This window comes from Mesorhizobium kowhaii (assembly GCF_003253745.1).
Taxonomy (GTDB): domain Bacteria; phylum Pseudomonadota; class Alphaproteobacteria; order Rhizobiales; family Rhizobiaceae; genus Mesorhizobium; species Mesorhizobium kowhaii.
In genome coordinates, this window is sequence record NZ_MZXV01000027.1 from 50,317 (window position 1) to 70,916 (window position 20,600).

22 protein-coding genes and 1 riboswitch are annotated in these 20,600 nt (G+C 63.5%); of the genes, 9 read left to right on the plus strand and 13 right to left on the minus strand.

All coding sequences use genetic code 11. From position 1 onward, the window contains the following. The first annotated feature begins 12 nt into the window (after positions 1 to 12). Positions 13 to 936, plus strand: a complete 924-nt coding sequence (locus B5V02_RS11265; protein ID WP_111544284.1) for a sugar kinase — start codon at positions 13 to 15, stop codon at positions 934 to 936. Between the two features lie 7 nt (positions 937 to 943). Here B5V02_RS11265 and B5V02_RS11270 read toward each other — a convergent pair whose 3' ends face one another. Both B5V02_RS11270 and hisC read right to left on the minus strand, forming a co-directional pair. Continuing rightward, positions 944 to 1,879, minus strand: a complete 936-nt coding sequence (locus tag B5V02_RS11270) for a prephenate/arogenate dehydrogenase family protein (RefSeq protein ID WP_208647070.1) — start codon at positions 1,877 to 1,879, stop codon at positions 944 to 946. Between the two features lie 6 nt (positions 1,880 to 1,885). After that, positions 1,886 to 2,995 (minus strand): histidinol-phosphate transaminase, encoded by a 1,110-nt coding sequence (gene hisC / locus B5V02_RS11275; protein WP_111544522.1) that lies wholly within the window; start codon positions 2,993 to 2,995, stop codon positions 1,886 to 1,888. 136 nt (positions 2,996 to 3,131) lie between these two features. Next, a riboswitch (SAM riboswitch) is annotated at positions 3,132 to 3,209 on the plus strand. 112 nt (positions 3,210 to 3,321) lie between these two features. On the opposite strand from hisC, the gene metX reads away from it, so the two are divergent. Both metX and metW read left to right on the plus strand, forming a co-directional pair. Continuing rightward, positions 3,322 to 4,491 carry a homoserine O-acetyltransferase MetX gene (gene metX / locus B5V02_RS11280; protein ID WP_111544523.1) on the plus strand — a complete coding sequence of 390 codons (1,170 nt, stop codon included), beginning with the start codon at positions 3,322 to 3,324 and terminating at the stop codon, positions 4,489 to 4,491. 58 nt (positions 4,492 to 4,549) lie between these two features. Beyond that, entirely contained in the window at positions 4,550 to 5,164 is a 615-nt protein-coding gene (gene metW / locus B5V02_RS11285) for a methionine biosynthesis protein MetW (RefSeq protein ID WP_111544524.1), read from the plus strand. Between the two features lie 117 nt (positions 5,165 to 5,281). Here the strand turns inward: metW and B5V02_RS11295 are convergent, their stop codons facing one another. Beyond that, positions 5,282 to 5,608 (minus strand): DUF1330 domain-containing protein, encoded by a 327-nt coding sequence (locus B5V02_RS11295; protein ID WP_111544286.1) that lies wholly within the window; start codon positions 5,606 to 5,608, stop codon positions 5,282 to 5,284. A 370-nt stretch (positions 5,609 to 5,978) separates the two neighbouring features. Between B5V02_RS11295 and B5V02_RS11300 the strand changes: the two genes are divergently transcribed. Beyond that, complete coding sequence (locus tag B5V02_RS11300; protein WP_111544287.1) at positions 5,979 to 6,914, plus strand: glycosyltransferase family 2 protein; 936 nt, start codon at positions 5,979 to 5,981, stop codon at positions 6,912 to 6,914. 18 nt (positions 6,915 to 6,932) lie between these two features. Here the strand turns inward: B5V02_RS11300 and B5V02_RS11305 are convergent, their stop codons facing one another. The 3 genes from B5V02_RS11305 to B5V02_RS11315 form a co-directional block, all read right to left on the minus strand. Continuing rightward, positions 6,933 to 7,736 carry a DUF1194 domain-containing protein gene (locus B5V02_RS11305; RefSeq protein WP_111544288.1) on the minus strand — a complete coding sequence of 268 codons (804 nt, stop codon included), beginning with the start codon at positions 7,734 to 7,736 and terminating at the stop codon, positions 6,933 to 6,935. A gap of 86 nt (positions 7,737 to 7,822) precedes the next feature. Then, positions 7,823 to 9,649, minus strand: a complete 1,827-nt coding sequence (locus tag B5V02_RS11310; RefSeq protein WP_111544289.1) for an ABC transporter ATP-binding protein/permease — start codon at positions 9,647 to 9,649, stop codon at positions 7,823 to 7,825. Positions 9,650 to 9,782: 133 nt separating this feature from the next. Further along, positions 9,783 to 10,571 carry a class I SAM-dependent methyltransferase gene (locus tag B5V02_RS11315; protein WP_111544290.1) on the minus strand — a complete coding sequence of 263 codons (789 nt, stop codon included), beginning with the start codon at positions 10,569 to 10,571 and terminating at the stop codon, positions 9,783 to 9,785. A gap of 138 nt (positions 10,572 to 10,709) precedes the next feature. Here B5V02_RS11315 and gloB point away from each other — a divergent pair, with 138 nt between their 5' ends. Both gloB and B5V02_RS11325 read left to right on the plus strand, forming a co-directional pair. Then, positions 10,710 to 11,477 carry a hydroxyacylglutathione hydrolase gene (gene gloB, locus B5V02_RS11320; RefSeq protein WP_111544291.1) on the plus strand — a complete coding sequence of 256 codons (768 nt, stop codon included), beginning with the start codon at positions 10,710 to 10,712 and terminating at the stop codon, positions 11,475 to 11,477. A gap of 127 nt (positions 11,478 to 11,604) precedes the next feature. Beyond that, entirely contained in the window at positions 11,605 to 12,033 is a 429-nt protein-coding gene (locus B5V02_RS11325) for a cupin domain-containing protein (RefSeq protein ID WP_111544292.1), read from the plus strand. Between the two features lie 141 nt (positions 12,034 to 12,174). Here B5V02_RS11325 and B5V02_RS11330 read toward each other — a convergent pair whose 3' ends face one another. From B5V02_RS11330 to B5V02_RS11340, 3 genes are read right to left on the minus strand one after another with little or no spacing between them, the layout of a single operon-like run. Next, on the minus strand, positions 12,175 to 12,846 hold the full coding sequence (locus B5V02_RS11330; RefSeq protein WP_111544293.1) for a lysoplasmalogenase: 672 nt from the start codon (positions 12,844 to 12,846) through the stop codon (positions 12,175 to 12,177). Then, positions 12,843 to 13,736: an aromatic amino acid exporter YddG gene (gene yddG / locus B5V02_RS11335; RefSeq protein WP_111544294.1), complete on the minus strand. Its 894-nt coding sequence runs from the start codon at positions 13,734 to 13,736 to the stop codon at positions 12,843 to 12,845. Before yddG ends, B5V02_RS11330 begins: the two co-directional genes overlap by 4 nt. A gap of 42 nt (positions 13,737 to 13,778) precedes the next feature. Next, complete coding sequence (locus B5V02_RS11340; RefSeq protein WP_111544295.1) at positions 13,779 to 14,564, minus strand: DUF3108 domain-containing protein; 786 nt, start codon at positions 14,562 to 14,564, stop codon at positions 13,779 to 13,781. A gap of 255 nt (positions 14,565 to 14,819) precedes the next feature. Here B5V02_RS11340 and rpmB point away from each other — a divergent pair, with 255 nt between their 5' ends. From rpmB to B5V02_RS11355, 3 genes are all read left to right on the plus strand, one after another. Beyond that, a complete protein-coding gene (gene rpmB / locus B5V02_RS11345; protein ID WP_111544296.1) occupies positions 14,820 to 15,116 on the plus strand; it encodes a 50S ribosomal protein L28 in 297 nt (98 codons plus the stop codon). A gap of 138 nt (positions 15,117 to 15,254) precedes the next feature. Beyond that, complete coding sequence (locus B5V02_RS11350; RefSeq protein WP_111544297.1) at positions 15,255 to 15,935, plus strand: queuosine precursor transporter; 681 nt, start codon at positions 15,255 to 15,257, stop codon at positions 15,933 to 15,935. 3 nt (positions 15,936 to 15,938) lie between these two features. Continuing rightward, a complete protein-coding gene (locus tag B5V02_RS11355; protein WP_111544298.1) occupies positions 15,939 to 16,619 on the plus strand; it encodes a spermidine synthase family protein in 681 nt (226 codons plus the stop codon). A gap of 24 nt (positions 16,620 to 16,643) precedes the next feature. Here the strand turns inward: B5V02_RS11355 and B5V02_RS11360 are convergent, their stop codons facing one another. From B5V02_RS11360 to cobT, 4 genes are all read right to left on the minus strand, one after another. After that, positions 16,644 to 17,009: an SRPBCC family protein gene (locus B5V02_RS11360; RefSeq protein ID WP_245445858.1), complete on the minus strand. Its 366-nt coding sequence runs from the start codon at positions 17,007 to 17,009 to the stop codon at positions 16,644 to 16,646. Positions 17,010 to 17,123: 114 nt separating this feature from the next. Continuing rightward, entirely contained in the window at positions 17,124 to 17,492 is a 369-nt protein-coding gene (locus B5V02_RS11365) for an ArsR/SmtB family transcription factor (RefSeq protein ID WP_111544299.1), read from the minus strand. Positions 17,493 to 17,666: 174 nt separating this feature from the next. Continuing rightward, the gene (locus B5V02_RS11370; RefSeq protein WP_111544300.1) at positions 17,667 to 18,695 is read right to left on the minus strand and encodes an esterase-like activity of phytase family protein; all 1,029 of its coding nucleotides are present in this window, start codon (positions 18,693 to 18,695) and stop codon (positions 17,667 to 17,669) included. Continuing rightward, positions 18,692 to 20,590, minus strand: coding sequence for a cobaltochelatase subunit CobT (gene cobT / locus B5V02_RS11375; protein ID WP_111544301.1), 1,899 nt, complete (start codon positions 20,588 to 20,590; stop codon positions 18,692 to 18,694). Before cobT ends, B5V02_RS11370 begins: the two co-directional genes overlap by 4 nt. Positions 20,591 to 20,600 lie beyond the last annotated feature (10 nt).

The window sequence follows — 20,600 nt, forward strand, 5'->3', positions numbered from 1 at the left end:
GAATCCCCTGAAATGAACCGGCCCGTGAAACTGCTGAGTGTCGGCGCCCTGACGCTGGATACGATCCTGCGTGTCGAGACGCTGCCCGACCATCAGGGCAAGTTCATCGCCTCCGACGGCGTCCAGATCGCCGCGGGCATGGCGACGAGCGCGGCCTGCGCCGCGCATCGCCTGGGCGCCGACGTATCGCTGTGGGCGAGCGCGGGTGACGATTCTGTCGGCGATCAGCTGATCGCCGGGATCGAGGCGGAAGGCGTCGATTGCAGCTTCGTGCGCCGCGTCAGTGGCGCGCGCTCGGCGCTGGCCGCGATCCTGGTCGACGCGCATGGCGAGCGCATCATCGTGCCTTTCTATGACAGCCAAGCCCAGGTCGATCCCGAGGCACTACCGGCGGCCGACCTCTCCGCATTCGATGCCGTGCTGGTCGACGTCCGCTGGCCCTGTGCCGCAGCCCTTGCCCTGGAGGCGGCGCGCGCCATCGGCCGGCCGGCTATCCTCGATGCCGATACCGCGCCGAGGGACGTGCTGGAGCTGCTGCTGCCGCTCGCATCCCATGTCGTCGCTTCTGAGCCGGCGGCGCGCATTCTGTGCGGCGCGGAACTGGATTCGCGCCAGGCCTGTGAGGCACTTGCCCGGCGCGGCGATGCATTTGTCGCGGTTACGGGCGGCGCGGCTGGAACCTGGTGGTTCGATCGCGCGACGGGATCATCGCGCCATGTCGCGGCGCCAAAAATCAAGGCGGTCGACACGCTGGCCGCCGGCGATGTCTTTCACGGCGCCTTTGCCGTCGGGCTGGCGGAAGCCATGCCGGTCGAGCAGGCCTTGCGCTTCGCCAGTGCGGCCGCCGCGCTCAAATGCCTGCGCTTCGGCGGCAGATTGGGCGCGCCCGGCCGCGCCGAGACGCTGGCTATGGTTGCTGTGACCTGGCCTGTCTGAATCAGACTTAGCTCTTGGCCGGGTGCTCGACCGCCTGACGGCCGAAATCGGGCACGTCGATGTCCTGGCCGGCCTCGATGATCGAGCGGCGCACGGCACGGGTGCGGGTGAACAGGTCGAACAGCTTTTCGCCATCGCCCCAGCGGATCGCCCGCTGCAGCGACGCCAGATCTTCGGAGAACCGCGACAGCATTTCGAGGATGGCGTCCTTGTTGTGCAGGCAGACGTCACGCCACATGGTCGGATCGGAGGCGGCGAGACGGGTGAAATCGCGAAAACCCGAAGCTGAATATTTGATCACTTCAGACTTGGTCACCGACTGCAGATCGTCGGCGGTGCCGACGATGTTGTAGGCGATGATGTGCGGCAGGTGGGAGACGATGGCCAGCGTCATGTCGTGATGCTGGGGGTCCATCGTGTCGATGTTGGCGCCGCAACGGCGCCAGAATTCCGACAATCTCTCCAGCGCCTCCGGGTCGGTGTCGGGCAGCGGGGTGAAGATGCACCAGCGATTGTCGAACAGGTCGGCAAACCCGGCATCCGGGCCGGATTTTTCGGTGCCCGCCAGCGGGTGGCCGGGAATGAAGTGCACGCCATCAGGCACATAGGGCTGCATCTGCGCGATGACCGATGCCTTGGTCGAGCCGACATCGGTGAGGATCGCACCCTTCTTCAGTGCCGGCGCGATTTCCTCGGCCACCGCGCCGGACGAGCCGACCGGCACCGAGACGATGACCAGATCGGCATCGCGGACCGCTTCTTTCGCATCGGTGGTGTAGGAGGAGCCGAGCCCAAGCTCTTGCGCTCGCGCCAGCGTCGCTGCACTGCGGGTCGAGATGGCGACGTGGCGGGCGAGGCCCTCGCGGCGGATGACGCGGGCCAGCGACGAGCCGATCAGGCCGATGCCGACCAGCGCGATCTTTTCAAACATCGGTGATGTCATGGTGTTCTAGCTTTTCAGGAATGTCGTGAGAGCGGCGACAACGCCGCGATTGGCCTCTTCGGTGCCGACGGTCATGCGCAGCGCGTTGGGAAAGCCGTAGCCGGAAACGCGCCGCAGGATATAGCCGCGCGCCGTCAGATAATCGTCCGCCGCAGCTGCCGAATGTTTCTGGTCGTCGGGAAAATGGATGAGGATGAAATTGCCGACGCTTGGCGTCACCCGCAGCCCAAGCTTGCCAAACTCCTCGCTCAACCATGTGAGCCAGGTTTCGTTATGCATCACGCTGCGTTGGACGTGGTCGCGGTCACGGATCGCGGCGATGCCCGCCTCGATCGCCGTCGCATTGACGTTGAAAGGGCCACGCACACGGTTGATGGCGTCGACGATGTGCATCGGCGCATACATCCAGCCGATCCGCGCCCCGCCCAGGCCGATCTTGGAGAAGGTGCGGGTCATCACCACGTTCTCGGCGCCGCCGACCAGCTCGATGCCGGCTTCATAATCGTTGCGGCGGACATATTCGGCGTAAGCGGCGTCGAGCACCAGAAGCACATTTTTGGGCAGGCCGGCATGCAGGCGGCGCACCTCCTGGAACGGCACATAGGTGCCGGTCGGATTGTTGGGATTGGCAAGGAACACGATTTTCGTCCGCGGCGTAACGGCGGCCAGGATCGCATCGATGTCGGCACGCTCGTCGGTCTCCTTGACCGCGACTGGAATGGCGCCGGCCGACTGGATGTAGATCTTGTAGACCATGAAGGCGTGTTCGGTGAAAATCGCCTCGTCGCCGGGCGCCAGATAGGTCTGCGCCAAAAGCCCGAGAATTTCGTCGGAGCCGTTGGAGCAGATGATGTTCTGCGCGTTGAGACCATGCACCTCGGCGATCGCTTCACGCAGCCGTCTGGCGGTGCCGTCGGGATAGACGTCGAGCTTTCCAGCAATCTCCCGTGCCGCCTCGATCGCCTTCGGCGACGGACCGAGCGGATTCTCGTTCGACGACAGCTTGTAGACCTTGGCGACGCCGGCGGGCGCCGTGCTCTTGCCCGGCACATAGGCGTCGATGTCCATGATGCCCGCGCGCGGGGTTGGACGTGCCTTGTCCGGTGTCTGGCTCATGTCATAAAAATCCGTCGAGAACGCTTCCGCCTGGAAGCCGCAGCGGAAATACAAGCCACGGCCCGCAATGTCGAGAGGTGGCAGCTTCTGGACTGCGCTGGCCGTTGACGCCGGCGTGCCGCAGCCCTAGAAGAGGTGCGAACTTCGTGGTGATTTGGCCGGTCGGCTTGCAGCCACGTTAAACAACTTGCTAAAGGGCCGTTTGCATCCTGTAACCGGCTTTGCGACTGCAATGCCGGTTTTTTGTTGTCCGCGCCGGCCGGGCACCGCATCGGCATCGATTTTCGAAAGCACGGTGCGTGGATTCAAAGTGTGAGATGGATGCAATGGCCGCTCTGCGCGTTCGAAAACCCAACAACGAGGCTGACCAGCCGTCGAGCCCGGTGTTGCGTTTTGGGCCTGACAAACCGCTCAAGCTCGATGCCGGCACGCTGCTGTCGCCGTTCCAGATCGCCTACCAGACTTACGGCACGCTGAACGATGCCCGTTCCAACGCCATCCTCGTCTGCCATGCGCTGACCGGCGACCAGCACGTCGCCAGCACCAATCCGGTGACCGGCAAGCCGGGCTGGTGGGAAGTGCTGATCGGCCCCGGCAAGATCATCGATACCAACCGTTTCTTCGTCATCTGCTCCAACGTCATTGGCGGCTGCCTGGGCTCGACCGGCCCGGCCTCGACCAATCCCGCCACCGGCAAGCCGTACGGGCTCGACCTGCCGATCATCACCATCCGCGACATGGTGCGCGCGCAGCAGATGCTGATCGACCATTTCGGCATCGAAAAACTGTTTTGCGTGCTCGGCGGCTCGATGGGCGGCATGCAGGTGCTGGAATGGGCGTCGAGCTATCCGGAGCGCGTCTTCTCGGCGCTGCCGATCGCCACCGGTGCGCGCCATTCGTCGCAGAACATCGCCTTCCACGAGGTCGGCCGGCAAGCCGTGATGGCCGATCCGGACTGGCATGGCGGCAAATATTTCGAGCACGGCGGACGCCCGGAAAAGGGCTTGGCGGTGGCGCGCATGGCCGCCCATATCACCTATCTGTCGGAAGCCGCCCTGCACCGGAAGTTCGGCCGCAATCTGCAGGATCGCGAGGCGCTCACCTTCGGCTTCGACGCCGACTTCCAGATCGAGAGCTATCTGCGCCACCAGGGTATGACCTTCGTCGATCGCTTCGACGCCAATTCCTATCTCTACATGACGCGGTCGATGGACTATTTCGACCTCGCCGCCGATCATGGCGGCCGGCTGGCGGATGCGTTCGCCGGCACGAAAACCCGCTTCTGCCTGGTGTCCTTCACCTCGGATTGGCTGTTTCCGACCGAAGAGAGCCGCTCGATCGTGCATGCGCTCAACGCCGCCGGTGCGTCGGTGTCCTTCGTCGAGATCGAGACCGACCGCGGCCACGATGCCTTCCTGCTCGACGAGCCGGAACTGTTTGCCGCCATCAACGGCTTCATCGGCTCTGCGGCACGGGCGAGAGGGCTCAGCACATGACCCCGGAAAGTTGCAGACTTGTCCGTCCAGGATCATGCGCCAAGCGGGAGGCGAAGCCATGAACGTCAGCCGCAACCAGCGCGTCGACCTCGAAGTCGTCGCCAACCTCATCCCGCCACAGTCGCGCGTGCTCGACGTCGGTTCGGGCGATGGCTCGCTGCTCGAATTGCTGCAGGACACCAAGCAGGTCGACGGCCGCGGCCTTGAGCTGTCGCAGCGTGGCGTCAACGAATGCGTGGCGCGCGGCTTGAGCGTCATCCAGGGCGATGCCGACAAGGATCTGGAATTCTATCCCGACAAGGGCTTTGACTTCGTCGTCCTGTCGCAGACCCTGCAGGCCACTCGCAACCCGAAGCTGGTTCTCGACGAACTGCTCAGGATCGGCAATCGCGCCATCGTGTCCTTCCCCAATTTCGGCCATTGGCGTGTCCGCATGTCGCTGTTCCTCAACGGCCGCATGCCGGTGACCACGGACCTGCCCTATTCCTGGTACGACACGCCCAACATCCATTTCTGCACCATCCGCGACTTCGTCAATCTGTGCGACGAGCTTGGCGCGACGGTCGAAAAGGCAACCGCACTCGACGCCAATGGCCAGAAGATCGGCTTGTCGATGCCGTGGTGGTTCTGGAATTTCTTCGGCCAGCAGGCGGTGTTCTTGCTGACACGGTAATCCCGCTATCTCTTTGTTTTGACGCAATTCCCTTAGGGAAAGCGCTACGCGCTTTTCCCGGGAAAACCGTTTCACACTTTTCCTGGAATTGCTCCAATCGCCGCGCCACCGTCGGCTTCACGTCTGGTCAAGGACATCCGTGGCCTTATGTGGATGCTCAACGCCATCGACGAAGATCACGTCGGATTCCGAGTTGTCGGTCCGCAACGTCAGTATCGCCTGATAGGCGGCCGAATTGTACCATCTGCGCACTTGCTGCCTGTCGGGAAATTCGATGATGATCAGGTGGCCCGGCCATTTGTTTTCGATGACCTCGACATCGCCGCCATGGACCAGAAAACGGCCGCCGAAAGGGTCCAGCGTGGCATCGATCTTCTGCAGGTATTCGACAAGCTGCGGACCCATCCGGGCTTGGCGCATATGGGCAACGGCGTAAGCAGTCATGACTGTATTCCCTCGGGAACCGAAGCCGACCAGCCGGCCTCGCGACGGCAATCTACCGAAACACCGGCCGCGATGCGATTACGTCTGACGTAGTGGAACGCATCCGGATTACAGACGCGTCGTTCGTCGCAAGGACGATTTGCAAGCATAACGCGCGGCAATAGTGTTGCAGTTGAAGCGCTAGTTTCTGGAATTCGTCATTTTGCACGCATTGAGCAGCATCACGATGGGGTGACACGGACGCTTGTTTTCTGTAGCGTCATGGCCAATACGGGGGATATGGAAGGGGGAGTCCGATCCATTTGACCGTCCTGAAGATCGAAAGACCTGGCAGGAAGCGCATTTTTGCGCTGGAAATGGCTGACGCAATATGACCGGGAAGACAGAGCACGCTCCTCTCATCACAGTGATCACGCCGACCCACAACAGGCGGGAGGCGGTGTTGCGCGCCGTGGAAAGTGTACTTTCCCAGAGCATGCCGAGGTTCGAGCATATTGTCGTTGACGATGGCTCGATGGACGGAACCGCGGCGGCGCTAGCCGGCATTCGCGATCCGCGCCTGATCTATGTCGGTGCGAAATGGCGAGGCGCCAATGCCGCCCGCAATGCGGGCATCGAGCGCGCGCGAGCACCGGTCGTGACGTTCCTCGATTCCGACGACATCTATCTGCCGCACAGGCTTGAACGAACCCTGACCTGGTTCGATGCCGATCCGGCGCTGGAAGTGCTGATCAGCTCATATATCTCCCTGAAGGCCGGACGCGCCACCAATTGCATCAATCGCGATGCATTCCTCAACTCGGCCACGCTGGAGCGAACGCTGGTGGCGGAGACAATCTTGATCGCAGGATCGGCGATAACAGCCCGCCGCGAGGCGTTGCTGGCCATCGGCGGCTACGACAGCGACATCGCCCGGATGCAGGATCGGGAACTGCTGCTGCGCCTTGCCCGACGCTTCGGCGCGCAGTTGTCCCAGAACATCGACTGGACGAAGCACAATTCGGACAATTCGATTTCGCGACGTCGCCGCGGCTATGTCGAAGCCTATGCGAACCTGATGCGCAAACACCCGAATATTGCCCGCTCCTACCCGCATATTCCGCCCTACATGATCATGCGGCAGATCATTTCCGATATTCTGAAGTGCCGGATCCCGGAAGCCTTCTCGGGCTACATGGCCAACCGCTCGTCGAAAGATCTCGGCTACTCGCTGCCCGAACTGATCAATGGCTATGTCTATGGCCGGCGCTGGCGCCGCGACCTCCACGATGAGTTTCGGCAGAAGTTCGGCGCCCGCCCGGCCTGAGCCCAGTTGCGACGACGCTCATCGGTCGAGCTCCGGAAAATACGGGTCCGAAAAAAACCGTCTGTCCCGCTCGCCTTGCAGGCAATCGATAGGCGCGGCAGCGTCGACAGGGATGACCCTCATCCTCTCCTGAATGCCGCTCACTTCGAGGATCAGCTTGCGCCGGATGGCCGTCGAAAATTCGGCGGCCGCGTAAATCGGCAGCACGAAGGAACCAGGCCCTCCGGTCACGCACTGTGCATAATACTGGTCGAGATGGCTGAAGGTTGGCGATGGGTTGATCAGGATCGGCAGTCCGTTGATGACGATGCCTTTGGCGGTTGCCGCATCGCGCGTCGCGGTGACCGGCGGGCCGATATTGTTGGGGCCATCGCCTGAAATGTCGATAACGCTGCGTTCGCCTTCGAAAGAAGTGCGGTCGAAAAGCTCGGTGCCGAAAGCCAGCGCACTGGAAATCGAGGTGCCGCGGAAGCTGCGGAACGGTCTGGCCGCGACCTTGTCGGCAAAGCTGTTGGCGCTCTCGGCGCTGTCGATGATTTGCCAATCGATGATCGCGTCATCGCGCACCGTGCCGGCCCATTCGAAATAGGCGAGCGCAATGCGGCCCGTATGGCCGGCGCGGACAGCCTGGATGAAATCTGGATGCCGCAGCGCCTCGACATAACCGGCGCGCTGCAGGGCGAACTCCTTCTCGTCCATCGACAGCGAAATGTCGACCGCCAGCACCAGCTCGACATCGACCGCCAGCACATCCGGCGGCGAGGCGATGGGAGCTGCCTGGGCACAAGCAAGACAGGCAAGCAGGCGCAAAGCATCAAGCATGGCCGACGCCAGGGTTGTTTCTCCGGGGAAGCTTCCTTCGCGATCACGGCAAAATAAAGCTTGGGGCCCGTAGCCGGGAAAACAGCCTATTTCTTGCGGCGGGCGGCCGCCGGCGGCGGGTCGATCGCGCCGGCCCTGACGCGGACGGGTTTCAGCGCCGGTGCACCGGAATCCTTGACGATCGTCAACGCGCGCGGAAAGAAATGATTGTTGTGCTGGCCGCGTCCGATGTTGAGGATCGCGGTCCCGGGCAAACGCTTCTCCAGCATCGACAGCACGCGCCGCAGCGAGGGTCCGTCGAACGCGTCCATGGCTTCGTCGATGATCACCCATTTCGGCTGCCGCAAGGCGAGCCTGGCAAAGGCTAGCGAACGCTGTTCGTCATCACCCAGCTCATGCTCCCAGCGCGCGCTGCGATCGAGTGAGGATGACAGCCGTCCAAGCCCGACCTCGGCAAGCACCGCCCAAATGTCGGCGTCATTCGCCGGCGCGATTCCGTTCGGGTGATCGAGAACCTCGCGCAACGTACCGGCGGGGAAATACGGGACGCGCGGCACGAATATGGGGGTCTCTCCCGCCGGTAGGCCGATCCGTCCGCTTCCCCATGGCCACAGACCGGCAATGGCGCGGAAGAACAACGTCTTGCCGGCGCCCGGGTCGCCGGTGATCATGACGCGCTCGCCGGGGCGGATTTCGACATGCTGGTCGGCGAGCCTGGTGCAGCCGTCCCGCGAGGCCACTTCGAGCTTCTCGAAAGTCAGGCTGCCATTGGCGTTTTCGCCGAAGGCGATGCGCCTTTCCGTGTCGTGCAGCACATCGGTTTCATCGAGTGCGATGCGGAAGTCGGCGACGCGCATCAGCGTGGCGCGCCAGTCGGCGATGCTGCCGATGTTGTTGATGAACCAGCGCAAGGAAGAGTGGACCTGGTTGAAGGCGCCGACCGCCATCATCAACCCGCCAAAGCTGATATCGCCCGAGAAATAGACCGGCGAGGCGACCAGGATGGGTGCCACGACAGTGATCCAGCCATAGGTATCGGTCACCCAGGACAGGTTGATCTGGGCGGTGTAGATGCGTCGCATGGCGCCCAGCACCGTGCCAAGGTCGAGTCCGAGCCGTCGCCTGGCATCAGCCTCGCCATGGTACAGCGCAATGGCATCGACATTCTCGTTGACGCGCACCATCGAGGAGCGCAGTTCGGCTTCGCGCGTGTAGCGGTCGCTGTTGAGACGGATCAGCGGCCGGCCGACCAGCCAGCTCAGCCAGGAGGCGGTGCCGGCATAAAGGATGGCGGCCCAGACCATGTAGCCCGGTATGGCCAGAGAGGTGCCGCCGATATGAAACACGAAGCCCGAAGACAGTTCCCACAACACGCCGACAAATGACACGAGCAGGATGCACGACTGCAGCAGGCCGACGCCGAGATCGGTCGATAGGTCGGACAGATGCGCGGCATCCTGCTGCATGCGCTGGTCGGGATTGACGCCGATGGCGCCGGCATTGGCCAGCCGGAAGGCGCGCGCCGGTCGCATCCATTGGTCGATCAGATCCGCCGTCAACGCCTCGCGCAGCCTGAGCCTGATCATTTGGTTGAGCCAGGTCTGGCCGATATTGAGCACCAGAAGCCCGCCGGCGATTGCCGCAAACACGAGAAGCTGGTGCAGGAAGGCCGCCATGTCGCGGCGCGCAAGCGCATCGTAGAAAGGCTGATTCCAGCGGTTGAGCAGGACCTGGCCGATCGACGTTGCGATGATGACGGCCATGATGCCGACCGACGTCCACAGCAACCATTTGCGAACCGGCGACACCACCAGCGCCCGCCTGATCGTCGCCACCTGTTCATGCAGGCTGCTGGCTTCAACCGCCACGGTGATCGGCTGAACGGCAGCGGCATTCTCCAGTTGATCAGCCATACCTGAGGTCCTTGCGTTCAGTAGCGGTGCTGAAACCGGGTGGAGAGACTTGAAGGCATCCGTCGTTCAAATGGGCTCAGAGCCCACTTGCGACAGATAGGGTGGGAAAAGACCCCAGACGTTGTTGACGCGATCACGAAGCTGTCACCCTCGCGACCGATGGCCTGGCATCCCCGGCCTCATTCCGACGGCCAAGCCGCGTGGCGCCATGCGGCGACAGCACCGGCACGAAGACGCGGCGCGAGGCGCGCTGGGCGACCGGAACGCCTTGATAGAGCCGCTTCTGCGCCTCGACGACGATGACGCCGGAAAAGATCGGCCACAGCCGCCGGCCGACACGCTCCAGCACATTGTGGAAGCGCATCATGAAGCGCCGCCGCGATGGCGGGAAGAACAGCGCGTCAGACCAGGACGCAGGCGTGAAATTCGTCTCGCGCAGCAGTTCCGTGAGCTGGCCGCGCGAGAAAGGCCGGCCATTGCCGAACGGCGTGTGCTCGAAGCGCGCCCAGACGCCGCGCCGGTTGGGCACGACGATGACGACGCGGCCAGCCGGTGACAGCACCCGCCAGATCTCGTTCAGCGTTTCGCGCGGATTTTCGACATGTTCGAGCGAATGGACGAGCAGCATGCGGTCGATGCAGGAATCGACCAGCGGCAGCTCCTCGTCGAAGACCAGTGCCGTCGCCGTAGGCCCCTTCGCCGGCCACACCACGGCGCCTTGCGTTGCCGGCATGAAGGCGAAGACCCGCTCGGCATCGGTGCCGAAGCGCTCCAGCCATGGCAAGGTGTAGCCGAGGCCGACCAGCCGCTCATTGGGTACGGCTGCCCAGATCGACGACAGCGCCATGGTGATCGAGCGCTCGGCGAACCGGCCGAGCGTTGTCGAATAGAAGGAGCGAAGATCGACGATGTCGGAATGCATGCGAGGGATGTAGCCGTGATATCAGCCGGTTTCAACAAAAGGCCTTGAAGAGGTCGACATCACGGGATGTCATTCGACATTCCGGGATGACATCCGCGCGCCGGCGCCCTATGTCTGCGGCGACGATGGAGAGATGCGATGCCGGTCGAAATCGAACAATTTATGTGCCGCAGCGACAATTTCGGCGTGCTGGTGCATGACCCCAAAAGTGGTCAGACCGCGATCATCGATGCACCAGAGGAAGCGCCGATCCTGGCCGCGCTCAAGCGCACCGGCTGGACGCCGACGATGATCCTGACAACGCATCACCATGTCGATCATGTCGAGGCCAATCTGGCGCTGAAGGAACGCTTCAAGCTGCGCATCGTCGGTCCGGAACCGGAAAAGGCGAAGATCCCCGGCATCGACGAAACCGTCGAAGAGGGGTCCGTCGTTCATCTCGGCGATGAGCGGATCGAGGTGATCGCCACGCCCGGCCACACCGCCGGCCACGTCTCCTATTACTTGCCGGCATCGAAGGTGGCGTTCACCGCCGACACGCTGTTTGCGCTGGGCTGCGGGCGGCTGTTCGAATGCAAGCCGCCGGTGATGTACGAATCGCTGAAGAAGCTTGTAGCGCTTCCCGCCGCGACCGTCGTCTATTGCGGCCACGAATATACGCTCTCCAACGCCCGTTTCGCGCTGACCGTCGACCCGACCAATTCGGCGTTGAAGGAACGTGCCGCCAAGATCGAGGCGTTGCGGGTCGACAACAAGCCGACCCTGCCGACGACGATCGGCGAGGAACTGTCGACCAATCCGTTCCTGCGCTGGCACGATCCGGCGATCCGCAAGCATCTTGGGCTGGAGAAGGCCTCGGACGCCGAGGTGTTCGCCGAAATCCGCAAGCGCAAGGACAATTTCTAGTGCATGTCGCGCAAAAGTCGCCCCGGTTTTGCGCGAACGGCATGCATAAAGACAAACATCCAAAGCGTGTCGCTTGAATCCGTTCAAACGCGACGCGCTTTAGGCAATCCAGGATGGTCCGAGAATCATGACCAGCGCCGCCGAAATCATCGCGATCCTCGGTCTGAAGCCGCACCCGGAAGGCGGCTGGTACGCGGAGACCTTTCGCGACGGCGCCGGCGGCGCGCGCGGCCATTCGACCGCGATCTATTTCCTGCTGGAGCAGCACCAGGTTTCGGCCTGGCACCGGGTCAAGGACGCCACCGAGGTCTGGCATTTCCATGCCGGTGCCCCGCTGGCGTTGTCGATGAGTGAGGAAGATGGCGCCGTGTTCGAGCAGGTGCTCGGCGCCGAGCTGGCGGCGGGCGAGCGGCCGCAGATCGTCGTGCCGGCAGGCTGGTGGCAATCGGCGCGCAGCCTGGGCGAATGGACCCTGGTCGGCTGCACCGTCGCACCGGGCTTTGAGTTTGCCACCTTCGAGCTGGCCGAGCCAGGCTGGCAGCCGGGAACGCCCTAGAGTGCGTTGAGATTCAGGTCAGGCCGAGTCGAAAACGGTGAGTTCCGAGAACCGGAGCGGAGCGTACTTTTGGTACGTGAGCACCGGAAGCGCAGGAACCCGCCGTTTGCAGGCCGGCATCACCTGAAGCTCAATGCACTCTTAACTCAGCAGGAACCCAAGGGTAATCGCCAGTTGGGCGGCATAGTAGAGCGCCCAGACGGCAAAGCGCATCCAGACGCGATGCGGCGAGATGGCGGCCACCAGGAATTTTTCTGCGGCGAGCAGCCCGTCCGATGCCATGAACAGCAGCGCGCCGCCGATAATCGAAACGCTGCCTGTCGTCAGCGCCGAAATGCCCATGGCGAGGATGGCCGCGACATAGACGGCGATCGGGACACGCAGGCCTGGACCGACGCGACGCCAGAGCGCCGCCAGCATGACGATCGCGAACACCGCCATTGCCAGTGCGATCGCCCCGCGCCACGATTCGGCGCCAAGCAATTCCAAGCCGCCACTGCGCAGGAAGAGCGCGACATAGACGATATGGGCGACGAGAAAACTGGCCAGCCCGCCGAGAAAGGCCTTTTCGCCGTCGCGAGACAGGAAAGCGTCGCCAACGGCGCTGAGCGCAAGGGCCATGACCAGCAGCGGCGGGCCGCCTTGCAGCGCCGCCAGCACGGCAAGCATCGCCACGGCGAGCGTCTTTGCCGCCGAGCGGGCGAGCGTCGGCGGCATGCCTGATGTGAAGGCGTAGATCACCGCCGCCACCAGCGAAAAGATCAGTGTTGCATTGGCATTGGCGTCGATGCCGCCTAGAAACGGCATCGTCATGCTTCGGCTCCGCTTTCGGTCGCGGCCGGCTTGCGCAGGAACAGCGACTTTGCCGCCAGTGCCGCCCCGCCGGCGATGAGCACACAGGCGGCGAGAATGCGCAGCGACGGCTCGGCGACGCCGGCCGCGATCAGCACCAGTGTCGACAACAACGGCGCCGCATAGCTTGCCGCGCCGAGCACCTGTATGTTGCCGCGCTTGACGCCGATGTCCCAGGCGTAGAAGGCCGCTCCGACCGGCATCAGCCCAAGCCCGAGCACGGCCAGCCACTGGCCGACACCGTCCGGCAGCACGGTCTCTTCCAGCGCCAGGTGGCAGGCGAGCGACAGCACCGCGGTCGCCGCACAGAACCAGGTGACGATGCTGGTCGGCACCGACGGGAAGCGCCGCGACAGAAGCGAATAGGACGACCACAGCACGGCGCAGACGGCGGCCATGGCATAGCCAAAGGCGTAGCGGGCATCGAAGGCGAGACCGCCGCCCTTGGTGACGATCAGCACGGTACCGGCAAGGCCGAGCAGCGCGCCGACGACATGGTTCCAGGCCAGGCGCTCGCCCGGCATCAGCGCCGAACCAAGCACAATCAGCAGAGGCCACAGATAGGCGATCAGGCTCGCCTCCACCGCCGGCGCATTGCGCAGCGCGGTGAAGTAGAAGAAGTGGTAGCCGAACAGGCCGGCAATGCCGATCAGCCAGACCTGCGGCGGTATCTTCTGGCTCTTGTCGGCAGCGGGCATGAACAGCCGCGCGACAAGCCCGACCCCAGTGCCGATCGAGAAGGTGATCGCCGACAGCAGGAACGGCGGCACCTGACCGGAGGCATCCGTGAGCAGCGCCAGCAGCGCCCACATGGCGACCGCGGAAAAGCCGATGAGTGTTGCGCGCGCCATTCTGTCTCCAGTGGCGTGCCCATTCTGTCCCCAGTGGCGCGCCTATTGTATCGCTTCGAAACGCCTGGCGCTGATGGTCAAGGTGCCGATCTGCGTTCCAACCGTGGCGTGGATCGGCGCATATACGCCGGTTTGGCCGAGCGGTGCAAACGTCACCATCATGCGGCTGCGGTCCTTCAGATAATTGATCGCCTTGCGGCCCTTGCGGTAGCCCGCCACCGGCTCGAAACCCATCCGGCAGGTGACGGTATCGCCCTTGTAACCCGGCACCGAGATCGTGCCTTTCGAATCGTAGCTCAGCGTTAGATCGGCGCGCATCTCGCCATCATAGAACTTCACCGTGCGACCGCAGACCTGGTCGAGACTGTCGGCGTGGATGACCGTGGCGGCCATCGGATCGAGCACCGATGCCAGGTCGCTGGCGCCAAGCGGCACCCAGTTGTTGGGGTCGCGCTTGCCAGGCGCGGGGATGACCTGCGTCGAGGTGACCGTGCCATTGGCAAAGCGGATATCGACCACCGATGCCTTCTTGCCGGAGGTATAGTCGGCACGAAACGCCTGCGGCACCATCTTCTTGCCCGAAATCGTGCCTTTGGACGAGATCGTGCCCTGTGTATCGTCGAACAGCTTGGCGAGACCGGCAGCGCTGACGCTGCCTTCGATCGCGTAGGCGCCGTTCTCATAGTGGCTGGAAAACGTTGATTTCGCTATCGAAAGACCAAGGAACGACACCGTGTACTCGCCCTTGAACGACTGCGGCGAGGCAGCTGCGGCGGACGGCAAGGCAATGGCAAGCACGGCAGCAAGGGCGTGAGACGAACGAAGCATGGCGGCATCGGGTCCTTGATTTTTGGCCGGAGGCGGGCAACTCCGGGCTGGCATGTCCCAATGAGACCGCTTATAGGATGAATTCCGGCCTTAATATGAAATGCCGGGCGCGTCCGTGGGCATACCGGAGCTTGACGCACCGGCGAAATGCAACTATGGAACGCCAACTTTTTCCATAAGGCCGCCAGACTAGAACCGCGCGCCACCCGGCGTGGGCACAAGGTTTGGCAGACCCGAGAACTGAAGGTTAGAACTATGTCCCGCACCTGCGAACTCACTGCCAAGGCAGTCATGTCCGGCAACAATGTGAGCCACGCCAACAACAAGACCAAGCGTCGCTTCCTGCCGAACCTCGTCAAAGTGACGCTGATCTCGGAAGCGCTGAACCAGAACGTGCGCCTGCGCATTTCCGCCAACGCGCTGCGTTCGGTCGAACATCGCGGCGGTCTGGATGCCTTCCTGGCCAAGGCCGACGTCAAGGAACTGTCGCAGCGCGCGCGTCTGTTGAAGAAGCAGATCGCCAAGAAGCTCGCCGACCAGCCTGCTGCTTAACATCGTTTAAAGGCGGGGGACGACCGCCTTGGGCATCGGATCGAATCCGCAAGGTTCGGCAATCCGGTGCTCAAATACGAAGCGAGCACAGCCCGATGGGCATGACGCTCCGCTGGTTCCATTACCCAGGATAAAAAAATGAATTCCTTCTCGCGATACCTGCCCTTCGTGGCCGCCATGGCGCTTGTCGTCGTGGCGTCGAACATTCTCGTGCAGTTCCCGATGCAGGGACAGATCGGCGACCTGTCGCTGGCCGACCTGCTGACCTGGGGCGCCTTCACCTATCCCTTCTCGTTCCTGGTGACCGATCTCGCCAACCGCCGCTACGGGCCTGCCGTGGCACGCAGGATCGTCTTTGTCGGCTTCATGACGGCGGTGATCTGCTCGATCCTCGTCCCGCCCTTCCTGTTCCGCCACGGCCTGATCGAATTCGAGACCGCCGCCGACCGGCTGGTGCGCATCGCCGCAGCGTCCGGCGCGGCGTTCCTCTGCGCGCAATTGCTTGACGTGACCGTGTTCAATCGGCTGCGCCGGCAGAGCTGGTGGCGGGCGCCGATTGTCGGCACGCTGGTCGGCTCGGTGTTCGACACCGCCGTGTTCTTTACCGTCGCTTTCTCTGCCGCTTTCGCCTTTGCTGGTCCCAACGACAGTTTCGCGCTCGAAACCGCACCGTTGATGGGCGTGTTCCATGTCGACGCCATGCGCTGGGTTTCCTGGGCGCTTGGCGACCTCAGTGTGAAGCTTATCATCGCCATTGTGGCACTCATCCCCTACCGGCTGCTCGCCGCCCGCTGGAGCCAGCCGGCTGTTGCGGTCTAGGCCGTGATCCCCTGGGTTCAGCTCGATTCGGCAAAGACCCCGGATGGCGGACAAGAGCTTCGCCTCAAGCGGCGCGGTTCTGAATTCTCGATCATGCTCGGCACCAACGAGCTGATGAACAGCCGCCTCAGCGGCTCCGAGGAAGCGCTGGCAAAACTGTCCTGCCAAAGGATTGCCAGCCATCGGCAACCGAGGATCCTGATCGGCGGGCTCGGCATGGGTTTTACCTTGCGCGCCGCTCTCGCCGAACTCGGCAATGATGCCGGCATCGTTGTCGCGGAGCTGGTGCCGGCGGTCGTCGCCTGGGCACGCGGCGCGATGGCCGAGGTGTTTGGCGACTGCCTCGACGATCCGCGCGTCACTGTTCAGGAGACCGACGTTGGCCAGCTGATACGCTCTGAGCCCGCAGCCTGGGACGCCATCCTGCTCGATGTCGACAACGGCCCGGAAGGCATCGTCCACAAATCCAACGATGCGCTTTACAGCCTGCACGGCCTCGGAGCCGCACGCACCGCCCTCAAGACGGGCGGTGTCTTGGCGGTGTGGTCGCAAGGCACGGATAGCGGCTTCACGCGGCGGCTTAAGCAGGCAGGCTTCGTGGTCGAGGAGGTCAACACGCGCGCCAACGGCAAGCGTGGCGCGCGCCATATCATCTGGATAGCCACCAACGGCCCACGATCCTGAGCGAAAGCCGGGCAGCGGATCGGTTTACTTCGACTTCTGGAGTTCTGCGCCAAGGGCTTCCAACAGCCCGCGGGTTCCCTCTTCCCGTCCCTTGGCGGAATCGACACCGTCGAAAAAGGCGCCCTGCTCGGTATAGGTCAGCCGCGTGCCATTGCCGGAGGGCGTCAGCTCCACGGTGGTCAGCGTTGCCGACATTGGCTGCGGCCCGATCGCCATCCTGTAGGAGAAGACAATGCGCTGGTCGGGAACGATGTCCTGGAACTGCGCGTCGAGCCTGACCTCCGGGCCGCCGGCATAGCTGAAGCGGGACACCTCGCCACCGCCGACGCGGAAGTCGAAGCTGAATTCAGCAATGGCAAAACCATCGCCTTCGACCCGCCAGCGCCGCACGGTCGCCTTGTCGGCGAAGGCATGGAAGACTTGGGTAGGCGATTGCGGATATCCGCTCGATGGTGAATGTGGAGTGGATGACGGAATGCTCGTCTTTCACGGGGGCGATCTGGTTCATGTCTGTTCGTCCTTTTCCTGATCTTGAACTTTCGAGGGCGATTGGCCTGTCTCGGCCAGGATCTGGCCAAGACGGTCGAGGTGACGTTCCGCCGGTATGCGGCGTTCCGTGATCCAGTCGGCGAGCGGGGCAAGCCCACCCGGTTCGATCCGGCAGGTGCGCACCCGTCCGATCTTTTCGCTACGGATCAGCCCGCAGGCCTCCAGCGTCTGCAGATGTTGCAGCACGGCGGCGAACGTCATGCCGAACGGCTCCGCCAACTGGCTGACGGTGGCCGGTCCGCGGCTCAACCTTTCCAGGATCTGCCGGCGGGTGGGCTCGACCAGAGCCCGCAAGATGCTGTCGATCTCGGAATAGTTAAGCATGGACTTGAGTATTGCGAGGTCAGCGTCAATTGTCAAGTCTGGACTAAAGTATTTTGATGAACGAGGCCGCGGCTGGAAAAGGCCGTCGACATCGGAAGCTTGGGAAGCAAATGACGCGCGCCGGACACCCGCCGCGTCGGGAGTCGCCACTGGCCGTCCCCGGCCAGGCGTTGTTCAATCCTGGTGCAGGATGAATTCCAGATAGAGGTTGCGCTGCAGGATCGAGTGGTTGTCGTCGGAGATCAGCGACACCATCAGAGCGCCGTCGTCGCGGGTCCAGACGTCGAGCCCTTCCATATTGTCTATCTGGTAGCCCATGTCGGCCTCCAGCAGCACCGGCCCGTCGGCAACGGCGCCTTTCTCGACGCTTTCGCCATAGATGCGCCGCAGCCGCATCTTGACGCCGCGCGCCATCGAAAAACTGCGCTCCAGCAACAGCAGGTCTCCATCCGGCAGGAAGGCGCCGTCGGTGATGTCGAAGTCGCCGTTGCGCTTGACGGTGAACACACCCTTGTGCGGCCCTTCGATGATGGCGGCATAGATGTTGCCGGCCTTGTCGAGGCTCTTCTCGGAGACCACCACCAGCCCGCCCTGATGCTGGCCATTGGCATTGGCATGGGTGACGGTCTCGAAGCCGCGATTCTGGCGCAATTCCCGGGCCGGCACGAGGAAATCCAGCTGCTTGAACGGCGCCTTCATGCCAGCCGGGTCGATCTTGAACTGGGCAACGTGGTGGTCGCGCTCGAAGCCGACAGTGGCGATGCCGTCCTTGACGGCGAGGCCTTCGGCGTCGACCTTCCACTTCTCGTCGATCGCCCGGCCCGTTTCGTCGACCATCTGCTGCATGCGGAAATTCTGGATGCCGGACGGCCGCTTGTCGGCGTCGCGGACCGCCGTTCCGAAGAACCAGAAACCGGTGTCTGCAACGCCGATGAAATCGCTGCCGGCTTTGAGAAAGCGGAAGGCCGACAGCGCCCCGAAATCGCGCGTCGGCGAGGTCATTTCCAGCCCGCCGACGAATTCGAATGGGCCGAACTGTTTGTCGGCGCGGCCGATTTGGAATTCGGTGATCGGGCGGGCCGAGATTTCGACCGGTTCGACCGAGGTCGAGCCGGCCGAACCGGCCAGCGCCGAAGCCGCGCCGGCAAGCAGGGCAATGGCGGCGAAAAGCGTCTGCTGGAAGCCGCCGCGCGAAAAGATCATCCGGCGCGCCGCATGCCGCCACGCCGCGTGTCGCGCGCGCTTTCCTCGGCGAACAGCGAAGCCAGTTGCTCGGTCATGGCGCCGGCCAGTTCCTCGGCATCGACGATGGTGACGGCGCGCCTGTAATAGCGGGTGACGTCATGGCCGATGCCGATGGCCAGCAGTTCCACCGGCGAGCGCGTCTCGATCAACTCGATGACGGCGCGCAGATGGCGCTCGAGATAATTGCCCGGATTGACCGACAGCGTCGAATCGTCGACCGGCGCGCCGTCCGAGATCATCATCAGGATCTTGCGCTGTTCCGGCCGGGCGATCAGCCGGTTGTGCGCCCACAGCAGCGCCTCGCCGTCGATGTTTTCCTTGAGCAGGCCCTCGCGCATCATCAGGCCGAGATTGCGCCGTGCCCGCCGCCAGGGATGATCGGCGGATTTGTAGATGATGTGGCGCAAATCGTTGAGCCGGCCGGGGTTCGGCGGCTTGCCGTCCTTCAGCCACTTCTCACGCGCCTGCCCGCCCTTCCAGGCCCGCGTGGTGAAACCAAGGATCTCGACCGAGACGCCGCAGCGTTCCAGCGTGCGCGCCAGGATGTCGGCGCAGGTGGCGGCCACCGTGATCGGCCGGCCCCGCATCGAGCCTGAATTGTCGAGCACCAGCGTCACCACCGTGTCGCGGAATTTGGTGTCGCGCTCCTGCTTGAAGGACAGCGGCTGCATCGGGTCGATGACGACACGAACCAGCCGCGCCGGGTCGAGGTAGCCCTCTTCCAGGTCGAAATCCCACGACCGGTTCTGCTGCGCCATCAGCCGGCGCTGCAGCCGGTTGGCCAGCCGGCCGACGACGCCGGACAGATTGGCAAGCTGCTTGTCGAGGAAGGCGCGCAGTCGGTCGAGCTCTTCTTCTTCGCAAAGCTCCTCGGCCCCGACCGTTTCGTCGAAAGCCGTGGTGAAGACCTTGTAGTCGATTTCCTTCGGCAGATTGGTGAAGGGATTGTCGTTGCGGCGCGCCTCGCCGGGTGTCTCGGCATCCGCATCGTCATCGTCGGACAGATCGTCGGCGGTGGCGTCGGAGGCTTCCGTCTCGGCCGACTGCTCGTCATCGGCCGAAGCCTCGGCATCCTCGGACTGCGACTGCTCGGAGCCGGAATCCTCTTCGCCGCCCTCCTCGCTCTGCTCCTCGCCTTGCGGCTGGTTGTCGTCATTGTCCTCGGAGTCTTCGGTCTCCTGGTCGTCGCCGAGTTCCTCGGCCATTTCCATGGAGGCGAGCATGTCGCGCACGACGCGGGCGAAGGCTTGCTGGTCGTCGAGCTTGGCCGAGAGACCGTCGAGATCGGCGCTGGCCTTTTCCTCGACCCAGGGCCGCCAGAGCTCGACCAGTCGCTCGCCGCTTTTCGGGATCGGACGGCCGGTCAGCTTCTCGCGCACCATCAGCGCCAGTGCTTCCTCGATCGGCGCGTCGGCCTTGTCCTTGACGTCGACGAGGTTGGCCTTGGCGTATTTGTCCTCCAGCATCGAGCCGATGTTGTCGGCGACGCCCTGCATGGCGCGGCTGCCGATGGCCTCGACGCGGGCCTGCTCGACCGCGTCGTAGACGGCGCGGGCCTGCTTGCCTTCCGGCGCCAGCTTGGTGTGGATGCGCACGTCGTGGCAGGCGCGCTTCAGCGCCATGGAATCGCCGAGGCCGCGGGTGATAGCGATGTCGGTCTTCGACGCTTTCTTCGGCAGCTCCGGCAGCCGCGCCCGGCTGCCGGCAAGTGCTGGCCGGTCCTTGGCGAAGCCGACTTCGAGCTCCTTGTCGCCGGCGATGGCACGCATGCAGACCGTGACGGCGCGCTTGAAGCTGTCGGCTTCAGACCCCGTCTTCGACTTGTTGCGCGTGTTGTCGCCCGGACCCGCCATCGAGACTCTG

Coding starts and splice junctions, on each gene's coding strand:
- B5V02_RS11265 (WP_111544284.1), top strand. CDS start 13: ATGAACCGGCCCGTGAAACTGCTGAGTGTCGGCGCCCTGACGCTGGAT.
- B5V02_RS11270 (WP_208647070.1), bottom strand. CDS start 1,879: ATGACATCACCGATGTTTGAAAAGATCGCGCTGGTCGGCATCGGCCTG.
- hisC (WP_111544522.1), bottom strand. CDS start 2,995: ATGAGCCAGACACCGGACAAGGCACGTCCAACCCCGCGCGCGGGCATC.
- metX (WP_111544523.1), top strand. CDS start 3,322: ATGGCCGCTCTGCGCGTTCGAAAACCCAACAACGAGGCTGACCAGCCG.
- metW (WP_111544524.1), top strand. CDS start 4,550: ATGAACGTCAGCCGCAACCAGCGCGTCGACCTCGAAGTCGTCGCCAAC.
- B5V02_RS11295 (WP_111544286.1), bottom strand. CDS start 5,608: ATGACTGCTTACGCCGTTGCCCATATGCGCCAAGCCCGGATGGGTCCG.
- B5V02_RS11300 (WP_111544287.1), top strand. CDS start 5,979: ATGACCGGGAAGACAGAGCACGCTCCTCTCATCACAGTGATCACGCCG.
- B5V02_RS11305 (WP_111544288.1), bottom strand. CDS start 7,736: ATGCTTGATGCTTTGCGCCTGCTTGCCTGTCTTGCTTGTGCCCAGGCA.
- B5V02_RS11310 (WP_111544289.1), bottom strand. CDS start 9,649: ATGGCTGATCAACTGGAGAATGCCGCTGCCGTTCAGCCGATCACCGTG.
- B5V02_RS11315 (WP_111544290.1), bottom strand. CDS start 10,571: ATGCATTCCGACATCGTCGATCTTCGCTCCTTCTATTCGACAACGCTC.
- gloB (WP_111544291.1), top strand. CDS start 10,710: ATGCCGGTCGAAATCGAACAATTTATGTGCCGCAGCGACAATTTCGGC.
- B5V02_RS11325 (WP_111544292.1), top strand. CDS start 11,605: ATGACCAGCGCCGCCGAAATCATCGCGATCCTCGGTCTGAAGCCGCAC.
- B5V02_RS11330 (WP_111544293.1), bottom strand. CDS start 12,846: ATGACGATGCCGTTTCTAGGCGGCATCGACGCCAATGCCAATGCAACA.
- yddG (WP_111544294.1), bottom strand. CDS start 13,736: ATGGCGCGCGCAACACTCATCGGCTTTTCCGCGGTCGCCATGTGGGCG.
- B5V02_RS11340 (WP_111544295.1), bottom strand. CDS start 14,564: ATGCTTCGTTCGTCTCACGCCCTTGCTGCCGTGCTTGCCATTGCCTTG.
- rpmB (WP_111544296.1), top strand. CDS start 14,820: ATGTCCCGCACCTGCGAACTCACTGCCAAGGCAGTCATGTCCGGCAAC.
- B5V02_RS11350 (WP_111544297.1), top strand. CDS start 15,255: ATGAATTCCTTCTCGCGATACCTGCCCTTCGTGGCCGCCATGGCGCTT.
- B5V02_RS11365 (WP_111544299.1), bottom strand. CDS start 17,492: ATGCTTAACTATTCCGAGATCGACAGCATCTTGCGGGCTCTGGTCGAG.
- B5V02_RS11370 (WP_111544300.1), bottom strand. CDS start 18,695: ATGATCTTTTCGCGCGGCGGCTTCCAGCAGACGCTTTTCGCCGCCATT.
- cobT (WP_111544301.1), bottom strand. CDS start 20,590: ATGGCGGGTCCGGGCGACAACACGCGCAACAAGTCGAAGACGGGGTCT.